Source organism: Phenylobacterium sp. FG114 (assembly GCF_057809855.1).
This window is the reverse complement of the sequence record NZ_JBMDKU010000015.1, coordinates 1-17944: the sequence shown is the minus strand read 5'-3', so window position 1 is coordinate 17944 and position 17944 is coordinate 1. Positions and strand designations below refer to the sequence as shown.

Annotated in this window: 16 protein-coding genes and 1 pseudogene; 6 read left to right on the top strand and 11 right to left on the bottom strand. The window is 66.9% G+C overall.

From position 1 onward, the window contains the following. Positions 1-174: 174 nt before the first annotated feature. Positions 175-654, bottom strand: a complete 480-nt coding sequence (greA, locus tag ACODSY_RS21535) for a transcription elongation factor GreA (protein WP_488953941.1) — start codon at positions 652-654, stop codon at positions 175-177. A gap of 9 nt (positions 655-663) precedes the next feature. Continuing rightward, positions 664-1422 (bottom strand): MauE/DoxX family redox-associated membrane protein, encoded by a 759-nt coding sequence (locus tag ACODSY_RS21530; RefSeq protein ID WP_488953940.1) that lies wholly within the window; start codon positions 1420-1422, stop codon positions 664-666. A 71-nt stretch (positions 1423-1493) separates the two neighbouring features. On the opposite strand from ACODSY_RS21530, the gene ACODSY_RS21525 reads away from it, so the two are divergent. After that, complete coding sequence (locus ACODSY_RS21525) at positions 1494-1958, top strand: MerR family transcriptional regulator (protein ID WP_488953939.1); 465 nt, start codon at positions 1494-1496, stop codon at positions 1956-1958. Here ACODSY_RS21525 and ACODSY_RS21520 read toward each other — a convergent pair. After that, positions 1955-2053, bottom strand: a pseudogene (locus ACODSY_RS21520) (PEPxxWA-CTERM sorting domain-containing protein); the annotation flags it as partial. The gene ACODSY_RS21525 and the pseudogene ACODSY_RS21520 sit on opposite strands and share 4 nt — an antisense overlap. Positions 2054-3330: 1277 nt before the next feature. Beyond that, positions 3331-3573, bottom strand: a complete 243-nt coding sequence (locus tag ACODSY_RS21515; RefSeq protein WP_488953938.1) for a hypothetical protein — start codon at positions 3571-3573, stop codon at positions 3331-3333. Positions 3574-3797: 224 nt separating this feature from the next. Between ACODSY_RS21515 and ACODSY_RS21510 the strand changes: the two genes are divergently transcribed. Both ACODSY_RS21510 and ACODSY_RS21505 read left to right on the top strand, forming a co-directional pair. Continuing rightward, positions 3798-3980, top strand: coding sequence for a DUF3606 domain-containing protein (locus ACODSY_RS21510; RefSeq protein ID WP_293467807.1), 183 nt, complete (start codon positions 3798-3800; stop codon positions 3978-3980). Between the two features lie 58 nt (positions 3981-4038). Beyond that, positions 4039-4539, top strand: a complete 501-nt coding sequence (locus ACODSY_RS21505; protein ID WP_488953937.1) for an FKBP-type peptidyl-prolyl cis-trans isomerase — start codon at positions 4039-4041, stop codon at positions 4537-4539. A gap of 3 nt (positions 4540-4542) precedes the next feature. Here ACODSY_RS21505 and ACODSY_RS21500 read toward each other — a convergent pair whose 3' ends face one another. From ACODSY_RS21500 to ACODSY_RS21490, 3 genes are all read right to left on the bottom strand, one after another. Further along, a complete protein-coding gene (locus tag ACODSY_RS21500; RefSeq protein WP_488953936.1) occupies positions 4543-5373 on the bottom strand; it encodes an aldo/keto reductase in 831 nt (276 codons plus the stop codon). 82 nt (positions 5374-5455) lie between these two features. Next, positions 5456-7081, bottom strand: coding sequence for a flavin-containing monooxygenase (locus ACODSY_RS21495; protein ID WP_488953935.1), 1626 nt, complete (start codon positions 7079-7081; stop codon positions 5456-5458). A 121-nt stretch (positions 7082-7202) separates the two neighbouring features. Then, positions 7203-8171 carry a hypothetical protein gene (locus ACODSY_RS21490; protein WP_488953934.1) on the bottom strand — a complete coding sequence of 323 codons (969 nt, stop codon included), beginning with the start codon at positions 8169-8171 and terminating at the stop codon, positions 7203-7205. Positions 8172-8462: 291 nt separating this feature from the next. Between ACODSY_RS21490 and ACODSY_RS21485 the strand changes: the two genes are divergently transcribed. Then, complete coding sequence (locus tag ACODSY_RS21485; RefSeq protein ID WP_488954072.1) at positions 8463-10253, top strand: long-chain-acyl-CoA synthetase; 1791 nt, start codon at positions 8463-8465, stop codon at positions 10251-10253. 90 nt (positions 10254-10343) lie between these two features. On the opposite strand, the gene ACODSY_RS21480 is transcribed toward ACODSY_RS21485, so the two are convergent. Next, positions 10344-11861, bottom strand: a complete 1518-nt coding sequence (locus tag ACODSY_RS21480; protein WP_488953933.1) for a sensor histidine kinase — start codon at positions 11859-11861, stop codon at positions 10344-10346. A gap of 104 nt (positions 11862-11965) precedes the next feature. Between ACODSY_RS21480 and uvrC the strand changes: the two genes are divergently transcribed. Next, the gene (gene uvrC, locus ACODSY_RS21475; protein WP_488953932.1) at positions 11966-13846 is read left to right on the top strand and encodes an excinuclease ABC subunit UvrC; all 1881 of its coding nucleotides are present in this window, start codon (positions 11966-11968) and stop codon (positions 13844-13846) included. A gap of 181 nt (positions 13847-14027) precedes the next feature. Here the strand turns inward: uvrC and ACODSY_RS21470 are convergent, their stop codons facing one another. Then, positions 14028-15020, bottom strand: coding sequence for a hypothetical protein (locus tag ACODSY_RS21470; protein WP_488953931.1), 993 nt, complete (start codon positions 15018-15020; stop codon positions 14028-14030). Between the two features lie 912 nt (positions 15021-15932). On the opposite strand from ACODSY_RS21470, the gene ACODSY_RS21465 reads away from it, so the two are divergent. Further along, on the top strand, positions 15933-16724 hold the full coding sequence (locus ACODSY_RS21465) for a hypothetical protein (RefSeq protein WP_488953930.1): 792 nt from the start codon (positions 15933-15935) through the stop codon (positions 16722-16724). Here ACODSY_RS21465 and ACODSY_RS21460 read toward each other — a convergent pair. Further along, a complete protein-coding gene (locus tag ACODSY_RS21460; RefSeq protein ID WP_488953929.1) occupies positions 16699-17232 on the bottom strand; it encodes a hypothetical protein in 534 nt (177 codons plus the stop codon). The genes ACODSY_RS21465 and ACODSY_RS21460 overlap by 26 nt on opposite strands. Positions 17233-17290: 58 nt before the next feature. Further along, positions 17291-17680: a DUF2513 domain-containing protein gene (locus ACODSY_RS21455; protein WP_488953928.1), complete on the bottom strand. Its 390-nt coding sequence runs from the start codon at positions 17678-17680 to the stop codon at positions 17291-17293. Positions 17681-17944 lie beyond the last annotated feature (264 nt).

The following is a 17944-nucleotide window of genomic DNA, read 5'->3' as shown; positions in this document are numbered from 1 at the left end:
GACCCGACACGCCCCGAAATGGCCCCAATCCGGACCTGCGGAGGACACAGGCCGCCCGTTTATTGGATACGTCGGCTGGCCCGCTTCCGGTCCGGATCCTGAACAGCCCCCCCAGCCCCCCTGATCGGGCGCCTGGTCAGCCGACGACCCTCCCCACAATCAGTGTCGATGCGGTCAGCGGACCGCCATCACCTCGACCTCTGCGTCGCCCACGCTCGCCGTGTCGCCCACACCCTTGCCTAGCAGCGCCCGCGCCAGCGGAGCGACGTAGCTGATGCTGCCCTTGGCCGGATCGGCCTCGTCCTCGCCGACGATGCGGAAGGTCTGGCGGCGGCCGTCGTCGCGCTCGATCTCGACGGTGCGGCCGAACTGCACCGTGTCCGCCTCCGCATCTGGCTCGGTGAGTTGGGCCGTCCCACGCCGCGCCGACCAGTAGCGCAGGTCGCGCGTCGCCCGCGCCATGGCCGTGCGGTCGGCCGCCACGCCGCCCTCGGCCTGCGCCGCCGAGTAGGCCGCTCGCGCCGCCGCCAGCTCGGCCTCGATCGCCGCCAGGCCGCTGGCCGTCACCAGGTTGGGATGCGGCGAGATCGGCCGGTCCGGCAGGTCGGCCGCCTGGGCCTCGTAGTCTTCTTCTCGGGTGAATGCGACGGCCATCCGCGGAGCCTAGGCCGCGGGCCAGTTCATCGCCAGCATCCAGATCGCCATGCCGACCATCATCAGGTTTTCGGTTAGCGACACGAAGCCCAGCGGCACATTGCTGTCGCCGCCCACGCAGGCGCACTTCAGCTCGCGTTTGTCGATGTAGACGGCCTTGAAAACCGACACCGCGCCGACGCCGCCGATGAACAGCGCCAGCAGGATCGACACCCAGGGCAGGACGCCGGCGATCATCAGCACGCCCGCCGCCAGTTCCGCGAACGGATAGACGTACCCGTACGGAACCCATTTCCGCGCCAGCAGGTCGTAGTTCAGGAACATGGACGAGAAGGCCTCAACGTCGCGCAGCTTCTGCATGGCCAGCGCGCACATGCTGAAGGCGATGAACCACTGGACCGCGCGGCCGGTGAACGGACTGCCGAACGCCGCCAGGCTGGCCGCCAGCGCCATCAGCAGCGACACGGCGAAAAGGGCGATCACCGGCGTGTAGGTCGGGGCCTTCGGATCGCGGACCGGACGGCCGAAGAAGCGCCGCAGGTCGTCGTAGCCTCCGATGCGCTCGCCGCCGATGAAGGTCTGCGGCGTCGTCTTCACGCCGTGCTCGGCCTTGAAGGCGTCGGTCTCCGCGCGCGTCGTCAGCCAGCGGTCCTCCACCTCGTATCCCTTGGCTTTCAGCAGATGCCGCGACTTCAGCCCATAGGGGCAGACGTGTTCGGGCATCACCATGCGGTGGAGGATGGCCTTGCGGTTTCCGGCGGCGGTCATGGGCGGGCTCCGTCTTGTCCACGAGCGGACCCGCCCCATATGCGCTCCGTACCATGGTACGGAGTCAAGGCATGGAAGCGACGACCATCGCGGGCCTGGCGCGGCAGGGCGGCGTAGGCGTGGAGACCGTGCGGTTCTACCAGCGCCGGGGTCTGCTCCGAACGCCCCAGCGCCCGGAAGGCTCAGGGCTGGGCGGCGGCGTGCGCCGCTACGGCCCCGAGGATGTGCGCCGACTGCGCTTCATCCGCGCGGCTCAGGCGGCAGGCTTCACCCTGGACGAAATCGCGGAACTGCTCGAGCTGGATGCCGGCGAGGACCGCGCCCGGGCCCGCGCTCTCGCCGAGACGCGGATCGCCGCCCTCGACGCCCGGATCGCCGAATTGCAGGCGGCCCGCGCTTGCCTGGATCGGCTAGCCCGCGACTGCGGCGCCGCGGGGCCGGGGCCGTGTCCGATCATCGCGGCCTTCGAGCCCCATGCAAAAGGCCCCGGCGTCGCCGCCGGGGCCCGATGCAGTCTTGCGGTGCGAAAGGCCTAGGCGGCCGTCAGCACGCTCCGGCGCCGACGGAGCATGGCGCCCGCGCCGCCGAAGCCCATGATCATCAGGGCCCAGGTGCCGGGTTCCGGCACGGCGCCGCTGAAGGTGGCGCTGAAGCCCGTCGCGGTGAAGCCGTCGAGCGCATTGTCGCCGTTCTGGTCGCCGAACCCGGGGGTGACGCCCGAGAACGAGAACGACGCGCTGTCGTCGAAGATGCCGCTCAGGTCGGTGACGCCCGACGACAGTTCCAGCGTGCCGCCGTTCAGGACCGACATGAACGAGCCGGCGTCGTCCTTGCCCGTCAGCCACGCGCCCGAGAACACGCCGCCGAGCAGCAGGTCGCCGCCGCCGCCGGAGGCGGTGCGGAACTCGAACGTGCCGGTCAGGCCGGTCTGACGGAAGGTGCCGTCGCCTTCGCTCTGCAGGGCGTCGCCGCCGGCGAGGCCCGAGAAGGTCAGGTACGCGTCCTGGCCTGAGCCGTCCGCGAACAGGTCGTTGCGGAAGTTCAGCCAGACCAGCTGGTCGGCGACCGTCAGTTCGCCGGTGCCGGCCGTGGCGCCCGGCGTCCAGACGAACGCGTTGAGGGTCTCGTTGTTGTTCGCGCTGCCGATGTTGACGATGGACGCAGCGCTCGCGGCGCCGGCCAGAGAGAGCGAGAGCGCCGCGGCGGAAGCGGCGAGGGCGAAGGTGAGTCTCTTCATAAGGGTAGCCTCCCAAGTACTCAAAAATGCAACTTCACCGAGTTGCGCGGTCAGCGAGATCGCGGACCGGGTAACGCAGGTCGTCGGGGTGGATTAACCAATCCTCTCCACCGAGAACGGCGCAAGTGGATTCGTGTCATAAGCGAGTAGACTTGAGAGACATCTTAGACAAGCGTGACTATAAATCTTTTATAAGTCGGAATGTCGACTTTACCTAAGATTTGTAAGGCAGAGCTTTTTGTGAAGTCCGATCCATTCGGAATTCACCGATTTCTCTCAAGTAGCGCTGATCTGGGATTGGGTTCGCTCCTAACGGGGAGCTGGGGTGCGATATCCGATTCGCCAGACCGACAACAGGCTTATGATCCTGTATGGTAAAGCTTATGTCGCGCTTTGGGTGGCGAACCCCTAGGTCGTTACTAACATTTGAAGCCCCTTGTGCAGTTATTCTAGCAAGTCAGAACTCAGATCTGACGTGCAGCCCGGAGCGGAAACTGCAGGGCGGCCGGCTGGTTCCGGCAAACGTGAAAAAAGTGTGGCGGCGATGTGGCGGAGCGTGGGCATGAGCAAGCCCCCGATCCGCGGGGGACCGGGGGCTCCTTTGGGCCGCTCGCGACCGCGATCGGCAGATCCACTCAGGCGTCGCGTCCGCGGCGGCTCAAGGCCGGCGCTTACTTCGACGGGCTGGTGTCGGGCGTGTTCGCCGTGGTGGCGCCGCCGTCGGCGTTGCCGGCTTGCTGTTCGACGGCGTCGGCCTGAGCGTTCAGGGCCTTTTCTTGAGCCTCGTTCGGCGTCGCGGCGGCTTGGGCTTCCAGCGAGTCGGCCTTGGCTTCGGCGGCCTTGTCGGCCGGGCTGCTGCAGGCGGCCAGGCTAGCGGCGGCGACGCCGGCGAGGGCGAGGGTCATCAGGCGCATGGGTTCTCTCTCTCCGTTGGGGTCTTCCCCGGGCAGCTTGAGCGCACGGGCGGCGATTTGGTTGCGTCAGGCCCGCAACGGTGGCGCTTTTTCATGGTCGTCGCCTTGGAGAGTTGGGGCGCTCCGCAGCTCGGGGCCCCGCCGGGCGCCGTCGAGGTCGGTGCGCGCATCCTGCAGCGCCGGCGGGATTTTCCCGCTACCCTGGAAGTTCACGGAGGATTCCCATGGCCGGCCTGAAAGACAAGCGCGGCTTCATCGACAAGGACCGCCTCGATCTCTCGGAGCGCAAGGCGGTCGAATACTGGATGAAGCGCTGGGGCGTGACCCAGGACCAGATCGTCGCGGCGCATCGCAAGGTGGGCCGCCTGACCAAGGACATCGCCGCCGAGCTGGGCAAGAAGCGCTGACAGGCGCCGGGTGACGTCGTACCAACCGTCACCGCCTTCGATTCAGCCCGGATAGTCCATGCGCGTCCTGATCGCCTCGCTCGCCGCCCTCGCGCTGTCGGCCTGCGCCACCGTCCCGCCGCCCCCCGCCACGCCGATCGTCTACACCGGCACGCCGCAAGAGAAGTGGGAGCAGGGGCAGAAGGCCTACGAGGCTTGGTCCAAGGCCCGCCCGGGCTGGATCGTCACCGCCTCGGGTCTGCAGGCCCATCGGGTGAAGGCGGCGAAGAGCTCCGCGCCGCGCCCGGTCCCGACCGACACCGTGACCATCCACTACACCGGCCGCTTCATCGACGGCCGCGTCTTCGACAGCTCCAGGGAGCGCGGCGAGCCCGCCACCTTCCCGCTGCCCCGCCTTATCAAAGGCTGGCAGGAGGGCGTGCCGATGATGCGGGTGGGCGAGACCTGGGAGTTCGTGATCCCCGGCGACATCGCCTACGGCTCGCGCGTCCGCGACCCGATCCCGCCCAACAGCACGCTCCTGTTCGAGATCGAGCTGATCGGCATCGGCGAGCAATAGCGCCTAGAAGGCCGCGGTCATCGGGTCGGGGCCGATCCGGCCGCCCGCATTGTCCAGGCCCGCCAGCCTGGCCAGGTCGTCGGCATCGAGGTTGAAGTCGAAGACGTCGACGTTCTCGCGGATGCGCGAAGGCGTCACCGACTTCGGGATCACGATCAGGCCGTTGTCCAGGTGCCAGCGGATGACGACCTGCGCGGCCGACTTGCCATGCTTGGCGGCGATGGCGGTGACCAGCGGATCGGCCAGGAGCTGTCCCTGGCCCAACGGGCTCCAGGACTCGGTGGCGATTCCCATCCGCTGATGCGCCTCGCGCAGCGCCCGCTGCTGGAAGCGCGGATGCAGCTCGACCTGGTTCACCGCCGGGGTCACGCCCGTCTCGCCGATGATCCGTTCCAGGTGCTCGGGCTGGAAGTTCGACACGCCGATCGACTTGGCCCGCCCTTCCGCCTTCAGCCGCACCAGCGCCTTCCAGCTGTCCACGTAGAGGTCCCGTTGCGGCGACGGCCAGTGGATCAGGTAGAGGTCGATCGACGAAAGCCCCAGCCGGCCCAGGCTCTTGTCGAAGGCCTGCAAGGCGGCGTCGTAGCCCTGGTTCTCATTCCACAGCTTGGTGGTGACGAAGACCCCCTGCGCGGCCTCGCCGGCGGCCTTCAGGCCTTCGCCCACCCCGGCCTCGTTGCGGTAGACCGCGGCGGTGTCGACCGCGCGATACCCGGCCTCGATCGCCGTCTTCACCACCTCGGCCGCCTGCTCGGGCGGCGTCTGCCAGACCCCCAGTCCGAATTGGGGCATCTGCGCGCCGTCGTTCAGCGCCACGGTCGGCTGTGCGGTCATCTGTTGTCCTGTGTGTGTGTCGCCTGATTTGGGGCGCACTCGGCCGCGCGGCAACCCGGCGGGTCCACAAAGCAGCCGCGCCTCAGCTGCGACCCCCAGCGGTCACCTCGAACCCTTCGTAGCCCCTGGCCGCCACCTCGGCGCACTTCTCCACATAGACCGGGAAGCCGCCGATGTAGGGCATGAACACCCGGGGTTTCCCCGGCACGTTGGCGCCCAGGTACCAGGAGTTGGCCTGCGGATAGACGGTGACCTCCGCCACCTCGTTCACGTGCGCCACCCACGCGTCCTGCGCGGCCTCGGTCGCCTCGATGGCGCCGGCCTGCCTCTGGCCCATCCAGGCGATGCAGTCGCTGATCCACTCCACGTGCTGTTCGATGGAGACCGCCATGTTGGACAGCACCGAAGGGCTGCCCGGGCCGGTGACGATGAACAGGTTGGGGAAGCCGGCCACCATCAGCCCCAGATAGCTCTTCGGCCCCTCCGCCCAGGCGTCCTTCAGCGCCACGCCATCCTTTCCGCGGATGTCGATCTTCGACAGCGCGCCGGTCATGGCGTCGAAGCCGATGGCGTAGACGATGGCGTCGAAACCCTCCTCGCCCGCGCTGGTGCGGACGCCGACGGGCGTGATCGCCTCGATCGGCGTCTCGGTCAGGTCCACGAGGCTGACGTTCGGCCGGTTGAAGGTGGCGTAGTAGCCGGTGTCCACGCAGATCCGCTTCGACCCGATCGGGTAGGTCTTGGGGATCAGCTTTTCGGCGGTCGCCGGGTCCCGCACGATCCGGCGGATCTTGTCGGCGACGAACTGCACGGCCGTGTCGTTGGCCTCCTTCGAGAAGATCAGGTCGCCATAGGCGCCCAGTAGGCTGAAGCCGCCGCGGGCCCAGCGCTCCTCGAACGCCGCCGCCCGCTGCTCCGGCGGGGTCTCCAGGGCCAGGTCTTCACGCTGCTGCACCGCGCGGATCGCGAAGCCGGCCTCGCGTGCCTCCTTGCGGTACTGCGCGCGGTTCGCCGCCCAGTCGTCGGCGACGGCCGGGTCGGTCGGCCCGTTGTGCGCCGGCACGCTGAAGTTCGGCGTGCGCTGATAGACGGTGACGTGCGCCGCCTGGGCCGCGATCTGCGGGATCGCCTGGATCGCTGAGGAACCGGTGCCGATGACCGCGACCCGCTGGCCGCGGAAATCCACGCCGCCTTCCGGCCAACGGTGGGTGTGATAGCTCGCGCCCGCGAAGCTCTCCGCGCCCGGCATGTCGGGCTCCTTCGCCACCGACAGGCAGCCGGTGGCCATCACCACGTGCCGCGCCGAGACCCGTTCGCCGCGGTCGGTCGTCAAGGTCCAGCGCCGGGCCGCCTCGTCGTAGTGCGCCGCCGCGACCCGCGTCTCCAGCTGGATGTCCGGCCGCAGGCCGAAGCGGTCGGCCACGTGGTTGAGGTACCGCAGCAGTTCCGGCTGGGCGGCGTAGCGCTCGCTCCACGCCCATTCGGCGTCGAGCTCAGGCGAGAACGAGTAGCAGTATTCCTGGCTCTCGATGTCCACCCGCGCGCCCGGATAGCGGTTCCAGTACCAGGTGCCGCCCACGCTGGGGCCCGCCTCATACACGCGCGCCGAGACCCCCAGCGTCCGCAGCCGGTGCAGCATGTAGAGCCCGGAAAAACCTGCGCCCACGATCGCCACGTCCAACGACGGGCCGCCAACGCCACCGGCCATCACATTCCTCCCGCAGTCGTCTTCTTTTGCGAACGACGATAGCCGACTTCCGTCCGGTGAGGGCCAACGAAAAAGGGCGCGACCCTGCGGTCGCGCCCTCGTTCTTCCATCTAGCTTTCGCCTACTGCGTCGGCGGGGTCGCGCTGGTCGGCGCTTCCGTCGGCGGGGTCGGTTCCGGCGTCGCGGTGGGCGGCGTCTGCGGAATGGCGGCCGGCGCTGCGGTCGTAGGAGCCGGCGGCAAGGTCACCAGCGGCGGGTTCACCTGCGTCGGCGCCGTCGTGGTGTCCGCCGAGTACGGTTGAGGACCATCGGGAAGGGGCGCCGTCGTGCTGGCGTTCGCGCTGGCCTGGGCCGCGCTCGGAGCCGATTCCGCGGGCCGCGCGCGCGCCGTGTTGCGGGCGGTGCGCGTCGGAGCGGGGTTCGAAGCGCGGGTCGGCTCGGCGGCCGCGGGCGTCGCCGGCGGAGGAACCGCGGCGTTGGCGGCCATCTGACCGGGCGTTTCGGTCGTCGCCATCGGCGGATTGGCGAGCGGCGCGCTGGCGACTTCGCTGGTCGTCGAGCCCGGCGTCAGCTCGGGCACGCCGCCGTTGTCGCGGCTCATGTACCAACCCGTGGCGCCCAGGGCGCCCAGGGCCACCACGCCCGCGGCGATCGCGGCGGGGGCGACGCTGTTCGACTTCGCCGAGCGGGTGGTGCGCGTCGAACGGCTCATGCCGATCGGCGCCACCAGGCCGGCGTCGGTCTCCCTCTCGGCCGCCAGGGTCGAGTTGGTGACCGTCGAGCGGGGCGCGGCGGGGTTCATCGCGGCGTATTCCGTGCGCGGGTAGTCACGCACCGGAGTGCTGGCGATGGGCCGCTCCATCGGACGCTCGATCGGTGTGTCGAGCACCATCGGCTCCTCGTCGCGCTCGGCGGCGAAGCTCCGGGGTTCCGGCGCCACGGACGTCGGTGTCGCGGCGCTTGGCGCGCGGCCGCGGCCGAAGCCCTTCTTCTTGCGATTGCGTTCCCACACCGGCTGGGCGGCGAACATCACGCCTTCCTGGTCGGTGATCGGTTTGTCGGACTCACGTCCGTCGAAGTCCATCGACATTTTGTCCCTCCAAGGATGTGTCGAGGAGAACAAACGGCGTTACTCAGTTCAGGTTCCCGATCCGTCGCCTTCTGTTACAGAGGGCCATGTGGCTAAGCTTACGGATACATCGGGTTGTTGGACGAATTCTGTGCGCAATGCCGCCACGCCAACGTCACAATTGGGAGGCTGCGCCCTAAGGCGTGGTCGGGTCGGGCGGCTGAGCTGGCTTCTCTTCGATCCGATGTCATGGCGACGCTTGACCGCCATGACCGGCTCTCGCCAAGGTCGGGGCTGCGACTGGAGGTGCGGATGCGGTTGAATGCCAGGCTCAAGCGCGACTGGCGGTTCTGGAAAGGGCTGAGCAGGACCCTGAAGCGGGTCAAGACCATCGCCCGGGACTCCGACAACCTGATCTGCGACGACCTGCAGGCGGCCGTGGAGCTGCACCGCAATCGCACCGCCATGATCTTCGAGGGCCGCTCGGTGACCTATGGCGAACTCGACGCCATGGCCAATCGGTACGCCCACTGGGCCAAGAGCCTGAATCTGCGCCGCGGGCAGGTGGTGGCGCTCTTCATGCCCAACCGGCTGGAATATTTCGCCGTCTGGTACGGCCTGTCCAAGGTCGGCGTGGTCACCGCGCTCATCAACAACCAGCTCTACGGCCTGCCGCTGGCCCATTGCCTGAACATCGCCGGCGCGAACCACGTCATCGTCGACCACGAGACCTCGCCGGTCTTCGAACAGGCGCGACCGCTGCTCGAACGCCCGATGCAGCAGTGGATCCTCGGACATGCCCACGGCGACCAGCGCGACCTGGGGCAGGCTCTGAAGAGCTGCAGCCAGCTTCCCCCCGACCGTTCGGTGCGCGAGGACATGACCGCGGCCGACACGGCGCTGCTGATCTACACCTCCGGCACCACCGGGATGCCCAAGGCGGCGCGCATCACCCACATGCGCGCCCAGCTCTACATGCGCGGCTTCGCGGGCTCGACCGGCGCCACGGCCAGCGACCGCATCTACGTCACCCTGCCGCTCTACCACGCCACCGGCGGGCTCTGCGCCCTGGGCGCGGCGCTGCTTAACGGGGGCTCTGTCGTGCTGCGCCGCAAGTTCTCGGCCAGCCACTTCTGGCCCGAGATCGTCGAGCAGGGCTGCACCATGTTCGTCTACATCGGCGAGCTCTGCCGCTACCTGGTCAACCACGACCCGGACGAGGACGAGACCCGGCACAAGATCCGCATGGCCTTCGGCAACGGGCTGCGCCCCGACATCTGGCCGACGATGAAGACCCGGTTCCGGATCCCCGAGATCCTGGAGTTCTACGGCTCCACCGAGGGCAATGTGTCGATGTTCAACTTCGACGGCCGGGAAGGGGCGATCGGGCGCATCCCGAAATGGCTGCGCAAGCGCTTCAACGCCCGGCTCGTCCAGTACGACGTCGAGACCGAGGAGGTGGTGCGTGGCCCGGACGGCCTCTGCATCGAGTGTGGCCCCGGCCAGGTCGGCCAGTGCGTCGGCATGATCAGCGGCGGGGACGCCCGCTCCGAGTACACGGGCTACCTCGACAAGGCGGCGTCCGAGAAGAAGATCATCCAGAACGTCTTCGAGCGTGGCGACGCCTGGTTCGCCACCGGCGACCTGATGAAGCAGGACGTGGACGGCTACTTCTATTTCGTCGACCGGATCGGCGACACCTTCCGCTGGAAGGGCGAGAACGTGTCCACCAACGAAGTCGCCGAGCGGCTCCAGGCCTTCCCGGGCGTCGAGCAGGCCAACGTCTACGGGGTCGAGGTCGAGGGGACCGACGGCCGCGCGGGGATGGCGGCCCTGGTGCTGGATGGCGCCTTCGACGCCAAGGCGTTCGGCGACTACGTCGCCCGCGAACTCCCGCCGTACGCCCAGCCGCTGTTCATCCGGATTCTGCCCCACCTGGAGACCACCGGCACCTTCAAGACCCGGAAGATCGACCTTGTCGCCGACGGCTACGACCCGGCGAAGATTAAGGGCCCGCTCTTCTTCCACGACGCCAAGAAGGGCTATGTGAAGATCACCAAGACCGTGTGGGACAAGCTCTCGACGGGCGCGGTGAAGGTCTAGGGCGCGGGGAGGCTTCAGGCCGGGCTAGGTGAGCGGACGGAATCCGGCGGCGCCCGCCGCCAATCCTTCAATGTTCAATCAATATTGAAGCTATGACCTGTCGTCCTGCGCCGACCGGCGCAGGGGCAGGCGGATGCGGCAGACCAGACCGTCGGAGGCGAAGTTGAGCCGCGCCTCGCCGGCCAGCTGCCCGGCCAGGCTCCGTTCGATCAGGCGGGAGCCGAAGCCCTGGCGCGTCGGCGGCGTCACGCGCGGCCCCCCCGATTCTCGCCAGCGGAGCCGCAGCTCTCCCCCGACCACGCGCCAACGCACCGTCACGCAGCCGGCCTCCGCCTTCAGCGCCCCGTACTTCGCCGCGTTGGTCGCCAGCTCGTGCACCACTAGCCCCAGCGCGAGGGTCTCCGCCGGCGTCAGCTCCACGTCGCGGCCCTGCAGCCGGTACTTCCCGGGCGCGTAGGGCTCCAGCTCGGCGAGGAGCACGTCGCGCAGCGCCGCGCCCTTCCAGCTCGTCGCCGTCAGCAGGTCATGGGTCGTCGACAGGGCCAGCAGCCGCGGCTCGAACGCCTCGCGGAACGCCGCCAGGCTATCCACCGAGCGCACCGTCGTGCGGGCGATGGCCTGGACCGTGGCCAGCGTATTCTTCACGCGGTGGTTCAGTTCATCGACCAGCAGCTTCTGCTGCCGCTCGGCCAGCACGCGGTCGGTGACGTCGCTGCCCTCGACGAACACCCCGCTCACCTCGCCGCTGGGGGCCTGGATCGGCTGGTAGATGAAGTCGACGAAGCGTTCTTCCAGCGCCGCGTCCGGAGCCCGTTGCAGCCGTACGCTCAGCGCTTCGCCGATGTACGGCTCCCGCCGCTCGCGCACGCCGTGCAGCAGTTCGACGAAGCCCTGGCCGACCACCTCAGGCAGCGCATCCTCCAGGGTGCGTCCGATCACGTGGCGGTGGCCGATCAGCTGCTGGTAGGCGTGGTTCACCAGGGCGAAGCGCAGCTCGGGTCCGGCGAGCACGGCCATGAAGCCCGGCGCCTGCATGAACAGGTCGCGCAGCCCCTGCGTTTCGCGCATCAGGCTCACATTGGCCGCCTCGGCCTCGCGCGCCCGCTGCAGCACGTCCTTCTCGCCCGGCGCCGGCGCCAGCCCGCCGCCCGGCCCGAACGCCATGGCCTTCAGCTGCTGCAGCTCGGTCACGTCCACCGTGTTCTGCACGATGTAGGCGACCCGTCCGTCGGGTCCGAACAGCGGCACGTGCGCGGCCGACCAGTAGCGCATCTCGAACCCGCCGCCACGGCTGGCCGGCCGCTCGATGGGGTAGGGGATCAGCGGCAGGGAATCCGGCTCGCCCGTGGCCAGGACCCGTTCCAGCGAGGCCCGCAGCCGCCGGCCGCTCTCGCCCGTGTCGGGAAAGGCGTCGAACAGGTAGACGCCCAGCAGGTCTTCGCGCCGCCGCTCCAGCACCTCGCAGTAGGCGGCGTTGACCTCCACATAGACGAGGTCGCGGTCGAGGATCATGTACGGGCTGGGCAGCACCGCGAACAGCGCGGCGAAGTCGGGCCCGGCAGCCGCCGTCCCTGACCCTCCCGTACGCTCGTCCGCCGACACGCTCATTCAGCCCGTTCCCCCCGATGGCCCGTAACGCATTACGGCCAAGCCTGTTCCGGTGTCTATCCGCCGCCCCTGCCGGAGCCGTCGGACTCGCCTATATTCACGCCATGCTCGTGACCCCGCCGTCGTCCACAAATGAGGCTTCGCCGCTGAAAGGCGCGGCGTTGATCAAGGACGAGGTCACACGGTTGCCCGACCGGCCGGGCGTCTACCGCATGATCGGCGAAGACGGCGAAGTTCTCTATGTGGGCAAAGCGCGCAGCCTGAAGAAGCGCGTCGTCCAATATGCCCAGGGCCGTTTCCACACCCAGCGTATCGCCCACATGGTCGACGCCACCCGGTCGATGGAGTTCGTCACCACCCGCACCGAGACCGACGCCCTGCTGCTCGAGATCAACCTGATCAAGCAGCTGAAGCCGCGCTTCAACGTCCTGCTGCGCGACGACAAGAGTTTCCCCGAGATCGTCATCCGCCGCGAGCATCCGGCCGCCCAGCTGCGCAAGCACCGCGGCGCCCACACCATCAAGGGCGACTACTTCGGCCCCTTCGCCAGCGCCTATTCGGTCAACAAGACGCTCAACACCCTGCAGAAGGCGTTCCTCCTGCGCTCGTGCTCCGACAGCGTCTACGAGAGCCGCACGCGGCCCTGCATGCTGCACCAGATCAAGCGCTGCGCCGCCCCCTGCACCGGCCTGATCTCCATCGACGACTATGCCGGCCTGGTCGAGCAGGCCGAGGCCTTCCTGCGCGGCAAGTCGCGGGCGGTGATGAGCAAGATGGCGTCCGAGATGCAGGCCGCGTCCGACGACATGGAGTTCGAGCGCGCCGCGCGCCTGCGCGACCGCATCCGGGCGCTGGCCTCGGTGGCCCAGGAGACCCAGATCAATCCCGAGACCCTGGAGGAGGCCGACGTCTTCGCCCTCCACGCCGAGGGCGGCCAGGCCTGCGTCCAGGTCTTCTTTTTCCGCGCCGGCCAGAACTGGGGCAACCGCGCCTACTTCCCGCGGGTCGACAAGTCCGACGAGGACGCCGACGTCATGGGCGCCTTCCTGGGCCAGTTCTATGACGACAAGCCGATCCCCAAGCTGATCCTGGTCAACGTCGAGCCCGCCGAGCGCGAGCTGCTCTCCGAGGCGTTCCAGCAGAAGTCCGGCCGCCGGGTCGAGATCGGCCGGCCCCAGCGCGGCGAGAAGAAGCAGCTCGTCGAGCATGCCTACACCAACGCCCGCGAGGCGCTAGGCCGGAAGATGTCGGAAAGCTCGGCCCAGACCAAGCTGCTGGCCGGCGTCTGCGAGGCCTTCGGCCTGGAAGCCATGCCCGAGCGGATCGAGGTCTACGACAACAGCCACATCATGGGCACGAACGCCGTCGGCGGCATGATCGTCGCCGGTCCCGAAGGCTTCCAGAAGAGCCAGTATCGCAAGTTCAACATCCGCTCGACCGACATCACCCCCGGCGACGACTTCGGGATGATGAAGGAGGTCCTGCGCCGCCGCTTCGGCCGGCTGGTCAAGGAAGAGGAGGAGGGCGCCGCCGACGTCGTCCGCCCCGACCTCGTCCTCATCGACGGCGGCATGGGCCAGGTGGGCGCGGTGATGGAGATCATGGCTGACCTCGGCGTCGACGACATCCCAGTGGTCGGCGTCGCCAAGGGCCCCGACCGCGACGCCGGGCTGGAGCGCTTCTACATCCCCGGCAAGCCCTACTTCATGCTCGAGCCCAAGAGCCCGGTCCTCTACTACCTCCAGCGCCTGCGCGACGAGGCCCACCGCTTCGCCATCGGCACCCACCGCACCAAGCGGGCCATGGACCTGAAGAAGAACCCCCTGGACGAGATCGACGGCGTCGGCCCCGGCCGCAAGCGCGCGCTGCTCCACGCCTTCGGCTCGGCCCGCGGCGTCAGCCGGGCCAGCGTCGAGGACCTCGCCAAGGTCGAAGGCGTCAGCCAGCCCCTGGCCGAGCGCATCTACGGCTTCTTCCGCAAGTAGGGGCGTCGGTGAACGCAAGCCGCCGGCGGCTGGCCTCGGCGGCCCGGGCCTCCCGCCGCGCGGGGCGTAGAGCGGGTTTCGAGCCGTTGCGGACCTTGGCGCCGTGGTCGGCTTGCGGAGTGGTCGCGCCAGGAGCGGAAGTTAGCCTCCGCGCAGAAAACGGACCTTCGCCGGTGTTCCTCTACAAGCCGCTCGGCTTGTCGAACGCCTTAAGTTCGAAGGTCGACGTCGTGAGGCTGACGAAATTCACTGCATCTGGATAGTCCAACATACAGACATTCCGGCCATCCGGTAGCGTACGCCTACTGAAAGTCGGGACATAGCTGATCGTTACGCGCCTCGCGGAGATCGTATTCTCCGTCTGCGTCGCAGCAAGTGGGAAGGAACGGCCAATTCCGGGATCAACTGTCACTTCCTGCGTCGGGAAAGTGCCCGTGATATCCGGTTGTTGCTCGTTGACGATGCTAAAGCGAGTTTGCGGGAGCGACGAGGGGTTGTTGCAACCAGACACTTGATTGAAGCTATCTAGGCGCGTGATCTTGTACGGCGCGGCGACGGCCTCGAAGCCGCCACCTGTGTTTACGAACGATGCCTTTGTCTCCGTCGTCGTTGCCCTCCCAATCTCCATGACTCGGTAGGCGATGTAGAGATTGCCGCCATCAAGCTTCAAAACTGAGGTGTTGCCTGACCCGGCGGAGAGAACCGCTTTGATACCCTTCGCCTCTGCGGCTGCCCTGAGCGTGGCGTTCGTGCCCGAGGTGGCGTTGATTTCAATCGTACTGGCTTTGACTGCGGCGTAAAGAAGCCGTTGCCCGGACGAAAGTCCCGCGACCTTCGCTACGTCGCGAACCCGATCAACTTTGAGGCCCGTGTATTTGACGTCGAGCGTTTTGGCTCGGTCCGCGGACAGCCCGAGGTAAGAACCCAGTGCTGCTGTCACGTTTTGCTTGAGCTTCTTGCCCATGACGGCGGACGACAAGCTCTCGCTATTTTCGATGTTGTCGGCGCTGGTGGCGGACCCGTTCGGTCCGGTGCTTTGAAGCCACTTAGCACCGATGGGAAGGGTGCTCCGCGGCAAGCTCATGGCGGTGAAACCATCAAGCGGCGAACCTTGCGCTAGCGCAAGGCTTGGTACCGACGAAGCCAACAGAATCGCGATTACCGCACGAAGCATCCCGAACTCGCTCAGCCTTGAATTGTGCCTGCCTAATTATCGCTTCGGCGCTTCAATTGCCAAGCTCGTTAGGCCTGCGAGCCCCGAACTCGCCCGCAGCGTCCATCGATCGAGCTGGATGACGAGTGGGCGCCACGAGACGCTGAGTAAGATGCGCTAGGGGAAGCAACCACCATGGTAGCCGCACGGTCTTTTATGCTGCGGCGAGCCCTCCCTGGCGTCTGCGCTGCGCCATGAGGGGAAGTTGGCTCCCTTCCAGGTTCGAGACCCTCGCGGGGGATTAGGTATCGTGTCCCCGAGACCCGGCGATGACCCACCGCTCGTGGGTGCGCGCAGTGCCGGCGCCCTAGAGTCGCACGCACACCCGAACTCCGTCGCGCGTTTGGCGAAAGGGGCGTTCTCGGCTATACTGCAGGCCAGTCCTGAAGCGCCAGGACACCCACTCCTCTTCGGAGGGATCACTGCCAACTGGAGTCACTTAGCCGTTCACAGCTTGATGCATGGCGCCGCTCACACCGTCCTGGAAACTATCTTCGACAGAGCGAAAGGAGCCATCATGAAAACAGCCTCGAACCTTAAGCCCCTCCTGCGTGGCGCTTCGAAATTGATCGGGAAGCTTATGCTTTCCACCGCAATCTCGGCAGTGACAGCCATCTGACGGCCCCGGCGCGACGCCGGGGCCGTTTTTTCGTTCGGGCCGACCTCACCATCCAGCTCAGCACCCTAGAGCCTCAGCCAATCCATACCGCCGCCAGGCGCAGCCTGCTCATAGCGTTGGGGCCGCGATGCGCCAGGAACGGAAATTGAGACCGGAGCGGAAACCGGACATTCAACCGCTCACTCGGACTACGCCCGCTCTCAACCGTTGCGGATGTTGATAGGGTGCGCCCCACCGGAGGTCTCGAGACCACGATGCTTGATGCCTTTGGCGACGAGTCTGCGAGCGGCGACTTCGTCTCATACGCGCTCACCTGCATCCCGGCCGGTGCCGCGGCACAGCTCGGTGACGAGATCGAGCGTCTGAAAGCCCGCCACAGCTTGGACAAACTCCATTGCCGCATCCTGTTCAGCGGCGATCAGCGAGCTAAGAAGGGGTTGGCTCATCTGACCACGCCTGCGGTGATCGACATCTACGAAGACCTAGCGGATGTCCTACTCACTGCGGCGGACCTGAGGATCGTCACTGCCCGCGGTCGCTTGTCCGACTTTCCGAACCCGCAACCTGCGGACGGCGACTTCCCACGCGTGGTCTTCGACAGCAAGACCATGGGGATCTTCTGCGCGAACTGCGCGATCATCCCAATGTTGCGAGACTATCGCGGCGGCGGCGAAATCCGCATCTGGCCAGACGATGACCCCACGAAGGCCGAATGGCTCGGAAAGCGGATGAGGGCCTCGTCGGCGGTCGGCGGCTACTACAACGTGCCGGGTGTGAACATCGACGACCGCGTAGACTCAAAGCCTCTCAGCGAAATCCCTAAGGACGCCCGCAGAGCCCTCTTTGAGGTCGCCGACCTCGCCGCGTGGCTGTCCAACCGCCTGATGACTGGCAAGAGCTCGAACCTGTACGGAAGACTCGTTGCCTTGCATCGTCGTCTGGCGATCATGGAGGTCAGAGTCTGTCGATGGAATGATGGCGGCTTGAGCTGCAACGTGCCGGACGTTTGGCCGGATCGCCTCAGCCCGGGAAGTACTGAACCTTAAGGACATCGAAGACGAACTTGAGGAACGCGCCCGCAGCGACTAGCGCAGTCGCATAGACGACCGGGTGACGTTCGTGCCAGCCCTTTCTCGGTGCCATTTCGACACCTCGGATCGTGTAGTTGATCCGTTGGTCTAGCCGTTTTTCGATCTCGGCGAGTTCACGATCCAGAAGAGCATTTCGGTTGTCCTTGAAGGCGTGTGGCGTTCGCCCCAGCGTGCCGCAGTGGGCGACGTATCGCGCAACGGCATTCCTGTAGCACCGTCGCAGATCCGGCTTGCTTGCGCCGGGCATGTTCACCGCAGCCACATAGCGTTCCTCAAGCGCCTCGACGAGCCGCCACCCCTCGCGTTCAAACTCAGCCGTGTAGAGGAAGGCGACACGGTCGTTGCCACCATTGGGGTCCATCAGCATCGCCGTGGAGGCTGTGTGAGTTGCTGCTATCGATATGGCTCGGCAGCTTTGATCGATCTCGTAGTCGCAGTCTTTCTTGAAGTTCGCGACCGACATCACCCCTCCTGAGCGCCCTAGCGAATAGTCCTCATCAACTCGAGCGAGGCATCATAGCTTAGGCGAGATCCAGGCCCGTCTTCTCCTTGATGACGTTGGTGATTAGCGCCTTGGCCATCCCCCAAATGAACTCAATGCTGGCGGTGCCTGCAGAGGCTGCGCCAGCTTTGGCCTTGCGCCAAATTTCTGGATCGCGAACCGTCTCTAGAAATTCGTGACCTTTCCAAGTCAGGTCAAATGGCAGGACCGAGATGAGCCGATCTGAGGTGGTGCTCGTGGTGGGCTCGCCGCTTATGAAGCCCGCCTGATAGATAAGATTGAGGTGATATTGAATGTCAGAATCCGAACTTACCTCCATCGGAAAGGCATTTGCCGTAATGGACGCCGGACTATCCCTCCCCTCAAGGAAAAGCAGGATATCCCTTACAAGGTCCATGTCGCGTTTCATTGGTCCCTCCCGTTCAGCGTGGAGACGGCGCGCCGCTGCTCGCCGCGCTGGGTGGTGTCGTCAGTTGCGCAGGGGCACGTTGGTGATGACGACGCGTGCGGGCGCATCGGGGACGCCAAGGCGCGATAGTTCCGCGACGAATGCTTGGGCTATTGCGTAGGCGTCGCGCGAGGGCCCGACGAGAACGCGATCGAGGAGCGCCGGGATGGTGACGTGACCCCCTGAAACTCAGCCAGGAATAGCTAGAGTCCGCCCGACCAAAGG